Origin of the sequence: Enterobacter sp. JBIWA005 (genome assembly GCF_019968805.1) — a bacterium.
Taxonomy (GTDB): domain Bacteria; phylum Pseudomonadota; class Gammaproteobacteria; order Enterobacterales; family Enterobacteriaceae; genus Enterobacter; species Enterobacter vonholyi.
In genome coordinates this window covers 1,250,096-1,264,038 of the sequence record NZ_CP074159.1, presented here as the reverse complement: position 1 = coordinate 1,264,038, position 13,943 = coordinate 1,250,096, and the positions used below count along the sequence as shown (strand labels likewise).

Below are 13,943 nucleotides of genomic sequence, written 5' to 3'. Positions count from 1 at the left end.
CAGCACAAGTCCCTGCAACGGGCAGGGCAAAAGGCACAAAACAACAACTATTTTACAAATTGGCGATCTGGCAGGCTGCTTTAACGACCGTTTCAATGATATACTGCCTGTCGTTCGTTCAAAAATAGTTGATAAATACAACATTCCCTTGAATTGAAACGCTTTCCTTCGATATTCGCAACTGGAACACGCACGCTATGAGTAAACCCATTGTGATGGAACGCGGTGTTAAATACCGCGATGCCGATAAAATGGCCCTTATCCCGGTTAAAAACGTGGCTACAGAGCGCGAGGCGCTGTTAAGAAAACCGGAATGGATGAAAATCAAACTTCCGGCCGACTCTTCGCGTATCCAGGGGATCAAAGCGGCGATGCGCAAGAATGGCCTTCACTCCGTTTGTGAAGAAGCCTCTTGTCCGAACCTTGCTGAATGTTTCAATCACGGTACCGCGACGTTTATGATTCTGGGTGCTATCTGTACCCGTCGCTGCCCGTTCTGCGATGTTGCTCATGGCCGTCCAGTCGCACCTGATGCTAACGAACCCCAGAAGCTAGCGCAGACTATCGCCGACATGGCGCTGCGTTACGTAGTTATCACCTCCGTTGACCGTGACGATCTGCGTGACGGCGGAGCGCAGCACTTCGCCGACTGTATTACGGCCATTCGCGAGAAAAGTCCAAACATCAAAATCGAGACGCTGGTGCCAGACTTCCGTGGCCGTATGGACCGCGCGCTGGATATCCTCACCGCTACGCCGCCAGATGTGTTTAACCACAATCTGGAGAACGTGCCGCGTATCTACCGTCAGGTACGCCCGGGTGCTGACTATAACTGGTCTCTGAAACTACTGGAGCGTTTCAAAGAAGCGCATCCACATATTCCGACTAAGTCTGGTCTGATGGTGGGTCTGGGTGAAACTAACGACGAAATCATCGAGGTTATGCGCGATCTTCGCCGCCACGGTGTGACCATGTTGACCCTGGGACAGTATCTCCAGCCAAGCCGTCACCACCTGCCGGTACAGCGCTACGTGAGCCCGGACGAGTTCGATGAAATGAAAGCCGAAGCGATGGCTATGGGCTTCACCCACGCAGCATGCGGCCCATTTGTTCGCTCTTCATACCATGCCGATATGCAGGCTAAAGGCGAAGAAGTGAAATAATGCTGTAATATTCATTTACAGTAATACAAAAAAACCGGCCACATGAGCCGGTTTTTTTTCGCAAGCCCTTGGGCGATGCTGTCACTCTTTGTGAGAAAGCTTATCTGCCGGGACGTCATCCTCGGCGCTTTTCTTCGCCGCTGCATCATCATCGTTCATCGCTTTCTTAAAGCCTTTGATGGCAGCCCCCAGATCACCACCCAGCGTGCGTAACTTCTTGGTACCAAACAGCAGGACGACCAGAGCGGCAACCACCAGCAGTTTGGTAATACTAATCTCACCCATAGATACCTTCTTTACTTATAACAGGCTGCATTCAGCGCCGAAACCTGATTGTATTAACGGTCATTTAGCGCGTGCACACAATAGCAATCTGTAACAAGGTGAATCAAGCATTGTTGAAAAAAACATCACAATAATTGCGGTGGCGCAAACCGACGATTAAGAAGAACGGGTAATTGCTGACGCGCAAGCGCAATTCTCTCTGGTTTTATCTCCGCAACCAGCAAGTCCGGGGCTTCAGCGGCGGCGGCTATCGTCACCCCCAGCGGATCAACCACCCTGCTTTGCCCGATGTTTTTCGTGCCACATTCTCCTGCGGCAACGACATAGCAGGTGGTATCCAGCGCGCGTGCCGCAAGCAGCGTTGCCCAATGGTGCTCTTTTAACGGCCCTTTGACCCACGCGGCAGGCAGCACCAGTAAGTCCGCACCCTGCAGCGCCAGATGCAGCGCCAGCTCGGGAAAACGCAGGTCATAGCAGGTCATCAGCCCGATCCTGAATCCGTCAATCTCCAGCAGCGGTGGGATATTGTCTCCGGGGTCAACGAGCCTCGACTCCTGGATGCTGAACGCGTCATAGAGATGAAGCTTGGCGTAACGTGCGACTATGGCCCCGTCACGAATGGCCACCAGCGTATTCACTGCGCGACCCGGCGTGGAGGGGACATGGATCGTTAAGATTGTCGTCATCGTATTGCCCGCGCTCTGGGCGAGCAAATGCTGTAAAAATTCGCCGTCCAGCGACTGCGCGGACTTCACGGATAAATCCGGGTCATTATCATCCCTGGCCAGCAGCGCCTCGGGGAGAACCAGCAGCGACGCGCCTTTCAGCCCGGCCTGCTTCATCAGGTTGACGCACGTGAGCGCATTTTTATGCCACTCAGGCGTGACCACAAACTGCCCTACCGCAACATACATATTTGTCCCTTTATCATAAACGGCGTTAAACTCGCTTCTCTTACACATCAAATAGCAGGTATTTAGCGTGTTACAACTACTTTTAGCCGTTTTTATTGGTGGGGGAACGGGTAGCGTTGCGCGGTGGTTTCTGAGTATGCGGTTTAATCCCCTGCATCAGGCGATTCCCATGGGGACGCTTGCCGCTAACCTGATTGGTGCTTTTATCATTGGCATGGGGCTGGCCTGGTTTAACCGAATGACGCACATCGACCCAATGTGGAAGGTATTGATTACCACCGGATTTTGCGGCGGTTTGACCACCTTCTCAACCTTTTCTGCGGAGACAGTTTTTCTCTTTCAGGAAGGCCGTATCGGCTGGGCGCTGATGAATATGGCGATCAATATGCTCGGCTCTTTTGCGATGACGGGGATCGCATTTTGGCTATTTTCTTCCGCAAGCGCACATTAACAGCCGAACCGTTAATGTTGGCTTAATTTTTCTCTGTCACTCTGAATGCAGTACTGAACGAGGGTGACAGAATGAAACAGAGTCTGATGAGCGCAGGAATGGTGTTATTGAGCGTGCTGATCGTTGCCAGCTTCCTGAAAATGTATCTGCTTGGCTGATTCAACACGAAAAAAACCCGCTCGTTGAGCGGGTTTTGAAATTCTTGCTGACGCGTCTGAATTACAGAGCGATTACGTTAGCAGCAGAAGGGCCTTTGGCACCGTTAGTGATTTCGAACTCTACACGCTGACCTTCAGCCAGAGTTTTGAAACCATTAGACTGGATTGCAGAGAAGTGTACGAACACGTCTTTGCTGCCATCTTCAGGAGTAATGAAACCGAATCCTTTGGACTCATTAAACCACTTAACGTTACCTTTAATCTTAGACATCAAAATTACCTTTACATTAAAAAACGACACAAATGCTGTGTCGGTTATCAGTACATCAATTGTGGGACCTTTTGTCCAGCGGATCTTTGATAAAAAGTGACTAAAGTCGCGTTAATTTTCACTGACAGATTTTTATCGCTTATGAATCAACGTCTGCGCGTTTTTTCACCAGCATGTAACGTTTTGTCAGTTAAAACTGAAAACGCATCCAGGCGAAGTAAACGTTACCGTTGTTATACGTGCCCGGAATGTAGGTCATCTGGAACGTTGCGGGACCGTAGCCAATAGAGGCCAACGGCAGCAGCACTGGGATCGGGATGTAGTTCCAGTTGTCACGTGCAGTGACCCCGGCGGTATAGCCCAAACCGACGTGGAAGTTTTCGTCCGCTAGCGGGCGCCAGGTTTTCTCCCAACCATAACCCCCAATAGGCTCCCATTTATTAAACGAGTCTTTGAAGGCCATCAGATAGATGCCATGCCAGTTTCCCTTTTCATCCCAGCGCGACTGACCAAAACCCGCACCCCATGGACGCTCGTTGTATTTATCGGTTTTCTCTTTGTCATAAGCAAACCGCGCATGCCACGTTATTGCCGGAACATAGAGATCATAATGTTCAGGTGCAGTCCATGTCTGGGAAACATTATCCGTAAAGGTTGAGAACCAGCCTTTATCCGCCTCTTTGCCTTCTGCCTGTGCAACAGAAGAAAACGTTAACTGCCCAAAAATAAACAACAAAATAGAGAAAAATGTATTACGTACGATCACAATGCAATTACCATTCTTAGTATTCGAAGCAAAGTTTACCATAAAGTAGTTGAATCAAGTCTTAACGACATCGGCGTTATTCCTAATTATTCGGCCTCTTTCCGGGAATATTCTTAGAGAAAGCATGCAGCACGCTCAAATAAACCCATTCGGAGTGTGGGCTTATACTTTAACCTTCTTAATCAGTGACATGCAAAACCACACAAAGCATTAACAATTTGTTATCATTATTGGGACATGTTGCGCTATTTCTGACGGTCAAGGGCCTCATGACATAAATGTATGAACCATGGCAAAAACACGGTTGTTCTGTTCTCTAGTCGTCTGTTTATTGATTTTAATCAGCAAGAACAGGCCAATTATTCGGCACATTTTCATCCTTCTTTTTTTTATTGATTTTTTGTGCTCCATTGCAGCAGAGATACAGGGGAAATCATGCTTACGCTATTCGAACTCCTTATTGGAGTCGTCGTCATTGTCGGCGTCGCACGCTACATCATTAAAGGTTACTCGGCCACGGGCGTATTATTTGTTGGCGGTTTAACACTGCTGATTATCAGCGCAATAATGGGGCATCAGGTGTTACCTGCCAGCGCGACCAGCACCGGTTACAGCGCTACAGATATTGTTGAATACATTAAAATATTGCTCATGAGCCGCGGCGGCGATCTTGGCATGATGATCATGATGCTGTGTGGTTTTGCGGCCTATATGACCCACATCGGCGCTAACGATATGGTCGTTAAGCTAGCCTCCAAACCTCTGCAATACATCAATTCGCCATATCTGCTGATGGTCGCGGCCTATTTCCTCGCCTGCCTGATGTCGCTGGCCGTTTCGTCGGCTACCGGACTTGGCGTACTGCTGATGGCCACGCTGTTCCCGGTTATGGTGAACGTGGGCATTAGCCGTGGCGCGGCCGCGGCAATTTGTGCGTCTCCGGCAGCCATTATTCTCTCCCCAACATCCGGCGACGTTGTGCTGGCGGCAAAGGCGGCGGAGATGTCACTCATCGACTTCGCCTTTAAAACCACGTTACCGATCTCAATCGTTGCCATAGTGGGCATGGGGATCGCGCATTTCTTCTGGCAACGCTATCTCGATAAGAAAGAAAACATTAGCCACGAAATGATGGATGTGAGTGAAATCACCACCACCGCTCCCGCGCTCTATGCCATTCTGCCGTTCACTCCGATCGTCGGAGTGCTGATTTTTGACGGCAAATGGGGTCCACAGCTGCACATTATCACCATTCTGGTTATCTGTATGCTGCTTGCCGCCGCGCTGGAGTTTGTGCACGGTTTTAACACGCAAAAGGTCTTCTCGGGTCTGGAAGTAGCGTATCGCGGTATGGCGGATGCCTTCGCTGGCGTGGTGATGCTGCTGGTTGCAGCGGGCGTTTTTGCCCAGGGTCTGAGCACGATCGGCTTTATCCAGAGCCTGATCTCTATCGCCACCTCGTTCGGCTCGGCCAGTATTATCCTGATGCTGGTTCTGGTGGTGCTGACCATGCTGGCGGCGATGACCACCGGTTCCGGCAATGCCCCTTTCTACGCTTTCGTTGAGATGATCCCGAAGCTGGCTCACTCGTCCGGTATTAACCCGGCCTATCTCTCCATTCCTATGCTGCAGGCGTCAAACCTGGGCCGAACCATTTCGCCGGTGTCGGGCGTGGTCGTTGCCGTTGCCGGAATGGCGAAAATCTCGCCATTTGAAGTCGTCAAGCGCACCTCAGTACCCGTTTTGGTTGGTCTGATTATCGTGATTATCGCCACGGAAGTGCTGGTTCCCGGCGCGGCCTAAGCTAAATTACTGATATCCAAAAAGCGCCTGCGGGCGCTTTTTGTGCTTTAATAACTTCCAGAAATTAATCGTGCTCATTCGATCAGGAAATCATATGTTCAGGAAGGATATCGTCATCCCGTCTGGCGCAATGGCGCTTGCTCTCTGTATCTTCTCCGCACAGGCGGAACCGCTGAAGGCAACACAGTACGGCGATTTCGATCGCTATGTGTTGGCTCTGTCCTGGCAAACCGGTTTTTGCCAGAGCATGGTCGAACGCAACCGCAATGAACCTGACGAATGTCGCCTGCAAAAAGAGCGTGATAATAAAGCCGATTTTCTGACCGTTCACGGACTATGGCCCGGTCTGCCGAAATCCATCGCCGCACGCGGGGTAGATGAGCGTCGATGGATGCGTTTTGGCTGCGCCACGCGCCCCATTCCGAACATGCCGGAAGTGAAGGCCAGCCGCAAATGCGATGCCGCCGAAACCGGGCTGTCGCTTTCCGCTGCCGCAAAGCTCAACGACGTGATGCCGGGTGCAGGCGGTAATTCCTGCCTGGAACGCTACGAATACGCCAAACATGGCGTCTGCTTTGGTTTCGATCCGGATGCCTATTTCGGCACGATGGTGCGAATGAACCAGGAAGTTAAAAACAGTGCGGTCGGTAAATTCCTTGCCGATAACTACGGAAAACCCGTCAATCGCAGCGACTTTGACAGTGCCGTTGCCAAAAGCTGGGGCAGGGAGAACATCAAAGCGATCAAGCTGACATGCAACGGCAACCCGGCGTATCTGACCGAGATGCAGATTTCGCTGAAGGCTGACACTATCAACAACCCGCTTTCTGCAGCGTCATTTGCGCCGCAGCCACATCCAGGTAACTGCGGAAATCAATTCGTGATTGATAAAGCCGGTTACTGACCCACAGTCGGGCGCACCATATCAAACCGGTTTTCGTCACTGATGCCATAATACGCCGTCGGCCCACCTGCACGCAGGATGGGCTGCGCTTTCGCCGTCTGGTATATCCCCTCTTCCAGCAGCGTTTCGGCAATATGGATACCGACCACCTCCCCCAACACCAGCCAGGTATCGACCGGTGTGCCGTCGGCACCGGTAAGCTGAATGCACTGCGACAGGCGGCACTCAAAGTTCACCGGGCTTTCTGCGACGCGGGGCGCGTTAACCAGTTGACTTGCCGCTGGCGTGAGCCCGGCAAAGCTAAATTCATCCCGATCGTGCGGAAGCATTGCAGAGGTTTGATTCATAGCGTGCGCGAGATCGCGCGTTGCCAGGTTCCAGACAAATTCCTTTGTTTCGGTAATATTACGCACGCTGTCCTTCCAGCCGTTGCTGGAAAAGCCGATGATCGGCGGGCGATAGTTAAAGCAGTTAAAGAAGCTATACGGCGCGAGATTGAGCTGACCGGCCTTATCGCAGGAGGAGATCCAGCCAATCGGACGTGGACCAATAATGGCGTTTAGCGGGTCATGCGGCAGGCCGTGCCCCTGGGACGGTTGATAGAAGTACATAGTGCTCTCTCGTTGGTGGGCAACGCCCGGATTCAGGACACTCAGCGTAACGTATTCCGCCGGGAATGAAGACTGAATAAATTTCAGTGAAAATTCATATGGACCATGAATGTGACCTTCATCACTTCAAACTTGCGCGCTCAGCCAGTATCATCGGGAGAGTTAAACCCTCGCTGCCAGACGGCGAGGGTTTTCTTTTGGATCAGTTTCTGCGTTAGACGCAGCATTAACGACATGGAGTAAAAAATGTCCAGACCTACCATTATCATCAATGAGCTCGACGCAGAACGTATCGACAGACTGCTGGAAAAAGCGGAATTCGCCTCGCTCCCCGTGGCCGACGCCCTTAATGAGGAGCTCGACCGGGCACAGATGTGCACGCCTGAGACGATGCCGCATGACGTGGTCACTATGAACAGCCAGGTGAAATTCCGCAACCTGACCACCGGGGAAGAGCTGACCCGCACGCTGGTTTACCCGGCTCAGATGACCGACAGCAGCACACAGCTTTCTGTTCTGGCTCCTGTGGGCGCCGCACTGCTGGGGCTGCGAACGGGGGATACGATCCACTGGGAATTGCCGGGCGGCGCCTCTGCCCATCTGGAAGTACTGGCGTTGCTCTACCAGCCAGAAGCTGCGGGCGATTACCTGCGTTAAACACTTCTGAACAAGCGCCCACCCGCTTTGCACAGAGGATGCAGCCGCATCCTCTTTCCGTAAATTCACCCCATTTTCTTATATCGCGTAAAAGACCCTTAACCCACGCTTAATCTGTTTTGGTGCCGCGGGGACGGTCATGAGTGAGATACTGGCTATCACACTTATTTTTCTCATTATTGTGGCGATTATCGTCGCGGCCGTGCTTTATCTTGAACGCCACAGTTAAGCGAGAACTCATGCAACCCCACCCGGGAAAGCATTTACCAGGCCCTTAACTTTCTGCTCTGCGGCCTCGGGCGTTTCCGCACCAGGGACCAGAATCACCTTCCGGCACTCTTCCTCCCGTTTTTCGAATACCTTATAGGCGCGTTCCGCATCCGCAAGGGGAAGATAATGGGTCACGATCTCTTCCGGGGTAAGCAGCCCTTTTTCGATCAGCGGTAACAGTTCACCCAGCCAGGCATGGACGTGCGTCTGGCCCATCTTAAACGTCAGCCCCTTATCGAAGGCATCGCCAAACAGGAAGCCATGAATAAACCCAGCGTACACGCCGGGTACGCTGACCACCCCACCGCGCCGTACGGCAGCAATGCACTGACGCAACGCTTTGCCGCTACTACCTTCAATTTTAAGATTGCTGAGGATCGTTTCAGTGGTGCTACCTTTCGCTTCAAACCCGACTGCATCAATCACGGCGTCAACGCCGCGATGGCCCGCGGTCTGTTCGATGATTTTTTCCGCCGCGTCGTTATCATCATCAAAGTTGATAGGGATTGCGCCGTAACGCGCCTCTGCAAATCGCAACCGGTACGGATGATGATCGATAACAAAGATCTGCTCAGCCCCCAGCAGTCGCGCGCAGGCAATGGTCAGTAGCCCCACCGGCCCGGCACCGAAAACCGCTACGCTTGAGCCTTTTTCAATCTGCGCATTTTTTGCCGCCTGCCAGGCCGTAGGCAAAATATCGGAAAGGAATAACGCTTTATCATCGGAAAGAACCTGCGGGACCTTAAACGGCCCGACGTTGCCTTTTGGGACGCGGACATATTCCGCCTGCCCCCCCGGCACGCCGCCGTAGAGATGGCTATAGCCAAACAGCGCGGCCGGTGCGGGAATTTGCTTTTTGTTCAGCGCGGCACCCTGCCCGGCATTGGTATTCTCACAGGCCGCGTATTGCTGCAGACGACAGAAGAAACAGTCTCCGCAGGCGATGACAAAGGGGATCACCACGCGATCGCCTTTTTGCAAATTCTTCACCTCTGTGCCGCACTCGACGATTTCCCCCATAAACTCATGGCCAAAAATGTCGCCGTGCTGCACCTTCGGGATCTTTCCGCGATAAAGATGCAAATCGGAGCCGCATATAGCCGTGGCCGTAACGCGCAGAATGATATCGTCAGGCTGTTCGATGATGGGATCGGGGACATTCTCGACGCGAACATGGTGCGGACCGTGATACGTAAGTGCTTTCATGCGACCTCCGAAAGGCTTCAGGTAAGTGTATAAGGGTAGCTACCCCTGAAGGTCTGCCCTGGAATACGGGGCTTTTGAGATTTATCCTGGTGAGATAAGAAAACTGACGGAGCGCTTACAGAAACCATTAATATTTTATGGTTAAATGAGTTCAGCGTTTATAAACAAGGAGAAACGGGTATGTATCAGAGAATCATTATGCCGGTTGATGTTTTTGAGATGGAGCTGAGCGACAAGGCCGTTCGCCATGCGGAGTTCCTGGCGCAGCAGGACGGTGTTATCCATCTTTTACACGTACTGCCAGGCTCCGCCAGCCTGAGCCTGCACCGCTTTGCCGCCGATGTACGCCGCTTCGAGGAGCATTTGCAGCATGAAGCGGAAACTCGCCTGCAAACCATGGTCAGCCACTTCAGCATCGACCCTTCACGAATCAAAACGCACGTCAGATTCGGCAGCGTTCGCGATGCGGTAAACGAACTGGCGAACGAACTGAAGGCAGACGTGGTGGTCATCGGTTCGCGCAACCCTTCCATTACCACGCATCTGCTGGGCTCTAACGCCTCCAGCGTCATCCGCCATACCCATATACCGGTGATGGTCGTCAGATAAAAAAAAGAGGCCACCTTTCGGTGGCCTCTCGCTATTGCAGGTGTAGCCTTACTTTCTTTTCTTATGCGGTTTTGGTGCGAATCAGATAGTCAAATGAACTCAGAGACGCCTTCGCCCCTTCGCCCGTGGCGATAATGATCTGTTTGTACGGCACGGTGGTGCAGTCGCCCGCCGCAAACACGCCTTTCACGCTGGTTTCACACTTCGCATCAATGATGATTTCGCCCATGCGGTTGCGCTCAATCGCGCCTTCCAGCCAGGTGGTGTTTGGCAGCAGACCAATCTGCACAAAGATCCCTGACAGCTGAACGCTGTGCACGTCGCCGCTCACGCGGTCGCGATATTCCAGACCGGTCACTTTGCTGCCGTCGCCCTTCACTTCCGTCGTCTGCGCGTTCAGTACGATGTCGACGTTTTTCAGGCTGCGAACTTTATCCTGCAGAACCTGGTCGGCTTTCATCTCCGGAGCGAACTCCAGAAGGGTTACGTGTTCAACAATCCCCGCCAGGTCAATGGCCGCTTCCACGCCGGAGTTACCGCCGCCAATCACCGCCACGCGTTTACCTTTGAAGAGTGGACCGTCGCAGTGCGGACAGTAGGTCACGCCTTTGGTGCGATACTGATCTTCACCCGGGACGTTCATGTTGCGCCATTTCGCACCGGTGGCAATGATAATGCTGCGGGCTTTCAGCACCGCGCCAGAGGCGGTTTCAATCTGGTGTAAACCACCCTCGACCGCTGCCGGAACAAGCTTGCTGGCGCTCTGGCTGTCGATCACGTCCACGTTATAGTCGCTGACGTGCGCCTTCAGCGCCCCCGCCAGCTTCTGGCCTTCGGTCTTCGGCACGGAGATATAGTTTTCGATGTCCACGGTATCGAGCACCTGGCCGCCAAAGCGTTCGCCCATCAGGCCGGTACGAATACCTTTACGCGCGGAGTACACCGCTGCTGCCGCGCCGGCAGGGCCAGAACCGACGATCAGCACGTCGTAGGCATCGCGTTTGTTCAGCTCTTCCGCCGCACGTTTTTCAGCACCGGTATCCACTTTGGCAACGATTTCAGTCAGCGTCATGCGGCCCTGGCCGAACTCTTTGCCGTTCATGTAGACCGCCGGAACGCCCATCACGTTGCGATCGGTGATTTCATTCTGGAAGGTACCGCCATCAATCGCCGTGTGCTTGATGCGGGGGTTCAGGACCGACATCAGGTTCAGCGCCTGCACCACGTCCGGGCAGTTGTGGCAGGAGAGCGAGTAGTAGGTTTCAAACTCGAAATCACCGTCGATATCGCGGATTTGCTCCAGAAGCGCCTGCGCTTCTTTTGACGGATGACCACCGGTCCACAACAGCGCCAGCACCAGTGAGGTAAACTCGTGACCCAGCGGAGAACCAGCAAAGCGTGGTCCCCGATCGGACCCTGGGTTGGTAATCAGGAAAGAGGGCTTACGGACCGGCAGCGCGTTGTCTTCTTTGAAGGTCACTTTCGGCGACAGCTCGGCGATCTCCGCCAGCAGTTCCTTGATCTCTGCCGATTTGGCGCTGTCGTCAAGCGTAGCAATCAGCTCAACGGGTTTGGTCAGTTTCTCAAGGTAGGCCTTGAGCTGGGTTTTCATGTTTGTGTCGAGCATTGTTCTTCCCTCTCTTAAGACGTCATCATGCAAGCTGCCTTATACGGGCGGCCTGAATGCAACTTGCATCATGGTGCTGGAATGAAATGGGCGCGGTGCGCCCATTGATTACTGAATGGGCAAAACTTAGATTTTACCAACCAGATCTAAGGATGGAGCCAGCGTTGCTTCGCCTTCTTTCCATTTTGCCGGGCACACTTCGCCTGGGTGAGAAGCCACGTACTGAGCGGCTTTCACTTTACGCAGCAGGTCAGAAGCATCACGGCCGATACCTTCAGCGGTAACTTCGATAGCCTGGATAATGCCCTGCGGATCAACAACGAAGGTGGCGCGGTCAGCCAGACCTTCATCTTCACGCATGTTGTCGAAGTTACGGGTCAGGGCGCCAGTCGGGTCGCCGATCATCGCGTATTTGATTTTGGCGATGGTTTCAGAGCTGCTGTGCCATGCTTTGTGGGTGAAGTGGGTATCGGTAGAGACAGAGTAAACGTCTACGCCCAGCTTCTGCAGTTCTTCGTAATGGTCTGCCACGTCGCCCAGTTCAGTCGGGCAAACGAAGGTAAAGTCAGCCGGATAGAAGAAGAAGACGCTCCAGCGGCCTTCGGTATCTTTCTCGGTAACTTCGATGAACTCACCGTTTTTGAACGCCTGGTTTTTGAAAGGTTTAATTTTGGTATTAATCAAAGACATCTGTACTTCCTCCGTGTTTTCGTTGAGATGTAAGGTAACCAACTTTATTCATCGGGGCTAATGCGTATGCTTTATCAAATCAATCAGCCAAACCTTACAACGTCGACAAGACAACAAGGTGAACCTTTTACAGGAAAGCCTGAAAGTAAAAAGGCCGCCTCAACGGGCGGCCCTGATACCTGAATTCCCCGCAGGTACATTCAGTGCCAGCCGAAACTGGCGTTGCGTTGCGCTCTACAACCCTTTATATCAAGGCGGTAACAGCCGTTTGATTACACCACCCGCGCAGGGATTGAGCAATCCATAAGAGAGGCATTCCTGCCTATGGCTGTGATAGGCTATGTCGAACATCATTGCGGAGCGTTATAAATTTATTTTTATTATAAAACCATCACAATATATAAGTGACAATTGTCATTTAATACGTTTACTCCCTACTCGAGGATAAAATTACCCTAATCGTCTTCGAAGCGCTATTTCAATAATCTGGCACCGTGATATATTAAGATGATTTTAATTTAAAACTACGAAAGTTAACCGAACGGATTGTTAATGGTTAGCTTCAAACTATTGTTATCAGTTATATGATAACCAAAGCAAACGCAGCATCTCAGGACGGAACATGGCAAACCTCTATGATCTTAAAAAATTCGATCTTAATCTGTTAGTCATTTTTGAGTGTATTTACCAACACCTTAGTATCAGTAAAGCCGCCGAGACGCTGTATATCACGCCCTCTGCCGTGAGCCAGTCACTGCAACGCCTGAGAGGACAACTTAACGATCCTCTGTTTATCCGTTCCGGAAAAGGGATCACACCCACGACCGTCGGCGTCAATTTGCATCATCATCTGGAACAGAACCTGAACCAGCTAGAGCAGACTATCAATATCATGCACAGCAGCGGGTTGAAGAAGAATTTTGTCATTTATTGCCCGCATTTTATGAGTACGAAAGCAACCCTTGATCCTATAAAACTGCTCATGAACAACCATAACTATTCGATTGAATTACATGATGTTTTTCTTTCTCCTGATTCAGCGGAAGATCTCCTGGCCTACAGAAGGGCGGACTTGATATTCTCGTATTCCTCTTCTAACAATCATTCTGTCGCCTGTAGCCTCTACCATAAACTTCCTTTCGTTCTCGTTTGTCGGGAGGGTCACCCCCGTCTCGGTGAAAATCCTACACGTGAAGAAATTCTGAATGAAAACTTCACCGCCTGCCTGAACGGTGAGAACAGCTTCAAAGGCTATCAGAACAAGGCCGATAACCTGTTATTCGAAAGAAATATCGTCTATCGTAGCGACTCTTTTATATCCCTTCTGTCGATGATCGGTTCATCCGATCTCATAGGTTTAGTACCCACGTCGGCCTTCGAACAATATGGGCCCGCCCTCAATCTGCGCAAAGTGGAAACAGACATTCATTTCCCCAGCATTGATATTTACATGATGTATAATCGTTCTGCACTCAATAGCTCGGCATTCGCCAGTTTTATTGGAGAAATATCATCACCGTGAATATTGATGTAGTTTTCGCACCAAATGGGAAACATA

Annotated in this window: 16 protein-coding genes; 8 read left to right on the top strand and 8 right to left on the bottom strand. The window is 51.7% G+C overall.

From position 1 onward, the window contains the following. Positions 1–197: 197 nt before the first annotated feature. Positions 198–1,163, top strand: a complete 966-nt coding sequence (gene lipA, locus KGP22_RS05935) for a lipoyl synthase (RefSeq protein WP_028019480.1) — start codon at positions 198–200, stop codon at positions 1,161–1,163. An 81-nt stretch (positions 1,164–1,244) separates the two neighbouring features. Here the strand turns inward: lipA and tatE are convergent, their stop codons facing one another. Further along, positions 1,245–1,448 carry a twin-arginine translocase subunit TatE gene (gene tatE / locus KGP22_RS05930; protein ID WP_023310742.1) on the bottom strand — a complete coding sequence of 68 codons (204 nt, stop codon included), beginning with the start codon at positions 1,446–1,448 and terminating at the stop codon, positions 1,245–1,247. Positions 1,449–1,573: 125 nt separating this feature from the next. Beyond that, positions 1,574–2,362 carry a deaminated glutathione amidase gene (locus KGP22_RS05925; RefSeq protein ID WP_223581581.1) on the bottom strand — a complete coding sequence of 263 codons (789 nt, stop codon included), beginning with the start codon at positions 2,360–2,362 and terminating at the stop codon, positions 1,574–1,576. A gap of 67 nt (positions 2,363–2,429) precedes the next feature. Between KGP22_RS05925 and crcB the strand changes: the two genes are divergently transcribed. Continuing rightward, positions 2,430–2,813 carry a fluoride efflux transporter CrcB gene (crcB, locus tag KGP22_RS05920; RefSeq protein ID WP_008501029.1) on the top strand — a complete coding sequence of 128 codons (384 nt, stop codon included), beginning with the start codon at positions 2,430–2,432 and terminating at the stop codon, positions 2,811–2,813. Positions 2,814–3,032: 219 nt separating this feature from the next. Here the strand turns inward: crcB and cspE are convergent, their stop codons facing one another. After that, positions 3,033–3,242: a transcription antiterminator/RNA stability regulator CspE gene (gene cspE, locus KGP22_RS05915; protein ID WP_002439184.1), complete on the bottom strand. Its 210-nt coding sequence runs from the start codon at positions 3,240–3,242 to the stop codon at positions 3,033–3,035. 190 nt (positions 3,243–3,432) lie between these two features. After that, complete coding sequence (pagP, locus tag KGP22_RS05910; protein ID WP_249429395.1) at positions 3,433–4,050, bottom strand: lipid IV(A) palmitoyltransferase PagP; 618 nt, start codon at positions 4,048–4,050, stop codon at positions 3,433–3,435. Between the two features lie 393 nt (positions 4,051–4,443). Here pagP and dcuC point away from each other — a divergent pair, with 393 nt between their 5' ends. Together dcuC and rna are read left to right on the top strand one after the other, a co-directional pair. Further along, a complete protein-coding gene (gene dcuC / locus KGP22_RS05905) occupies positions 4,444–5,811 on the top strand; it encodes an anaerobic C4-dicarboxylate transporter DcuC (protein WP_223581579.1) in 1,368 nt (455 codons plus the stop codon). A gap of 94 nt (positions 5,812–5,905) precedes the next feature. Then, on the top strand, positions 5,906–6,715 hold the full coding sequence (rna, locus tag KGP22_RS05900; protein ID WP_149366033.1) for a ribonuclease I: 810 nt from the start codon (positions 5,906–5,908) through the stop codon (positions 6,713–6,715). On the opposite strand, the gene KGP22_RS05895 is transcribed toward rna, so the two are convergent. After that, the gene (locus KGP22_RS05895) at positions 6,709–7,326 is read right to left on the bottom strand and encodes a flavin reductase family protein (protein WP_111964405.1); all 618 of its coding nucleotides are present in this window, start codon (positions 7,324–7,326) and stop codon (positions 6,709–6,711) included. The two genes, rna and KGP22_RS05895, sit on opposite strands and share 7 nt — an antisense overlap. A gap of 246 nt (positions 7,327–7,572) precedes the next feature. Here KGP22_RS05895 and rnk point away from each other — a divergent pair, with 246 nt between their 5' ends. Beyond that, positions 7,573–7,983 (top strand): nucleoside diphosphate kinase regulator, encoded by a 411-nt coding sequence (rnk, locus tag KGP22_RS05890; protein ID WP_033144918.1) that lies wholly within the window; start codon positions 7,573–7,575, stop codon positions 7,981–7,983. 139 nt (positions 7,984–8,122) lie between these two features. Next, entirely contained in the window at positions 8,123–8,212 is a 90-nt protein-coding gene (yldA, locus tag KGP22_RS24225) for a small membrane protein YldA (protein ID WP_271367125.1), read from the top strand. Between the two features lie 8 nt (positions 8,213–8,220). On the opposite strand, the gene KGP22_RS05885 is transcribed toward yldA, so the two are convergent. Continuing rightward, entirely contained in the window at positions 8,221–9,459 is a 1,239-nt protein-coding gene (locus tag KGP22_RS05885; RefSeq protein ID WP_223581577.1) for a zinc-dependent alcohol dehydrogenase, read from the bottom strand. A 180-nt stretch (positions 9,460–9,639) separates the two neighbouring features. Here KGP22_RS05885 and uspG point away from each other — a divergent pair, with 180 nt between their 5' ends. Further along, the gene (gene uspG / locus KGP22_RS05880) at positions 9,640–10,068 is read left to right on the top strand and encodes a universal stress protein UspG (protein ID WP_023310731.1); all 429 of its coding nucleotides are present in this window, start codon (positions 9,640–9,642) and stop codon (positions 10,066–10,068) included. 61 nt (positions 10,069–10,129) lie between these two features. Here the strand turns inward: uspG and ahpF are convergent, their stop codons facing one another. Both ahpF and ahpC read right to left on the bottom strand, forming a co-directional pair. After that, positions 10,130–11,695 (bottom strand): alkyl hydroperoxide reductase subunit F, encoded by a 1,566-nt coding sequence (gene ahpF, locus KGP22_RS05875; protein ID WP_223581575.1) that lies wholly within the window; start codon positions 11,693–11,695, stop codon positions 10,130–10,132. Between the two features lie 126 nt (positions 11,696–11,821). After that, on the bottom strand, positions 11,822–12,385 hold the full coding sequence (gene ahpC / locus KGP22_RS05870; protein WP_014882974.1) for an alkyl hydroperoxide reductase subunit C: 564 nt from the start codon (positions 12,383–12,385) through the stop codon (positions 11,822–11,824). Between the two features lie 622 nt (positions 12,386–13,007). Here ahpC and KGP22_RS05865 point away from each other — a divergent pair. Beyond that, complete coding sequence (locus tag KGP22_RS05865; protein ID WP_223581573.1) at positions 13,008–13,907, top strand: LysR family transcriptional regulator; 900 nt, start codon at positions 13,008–13,010, stop codon at positions 13,905–13,907. Positions 13,908–13,943 lie beyond the last annotated feature (36 nt).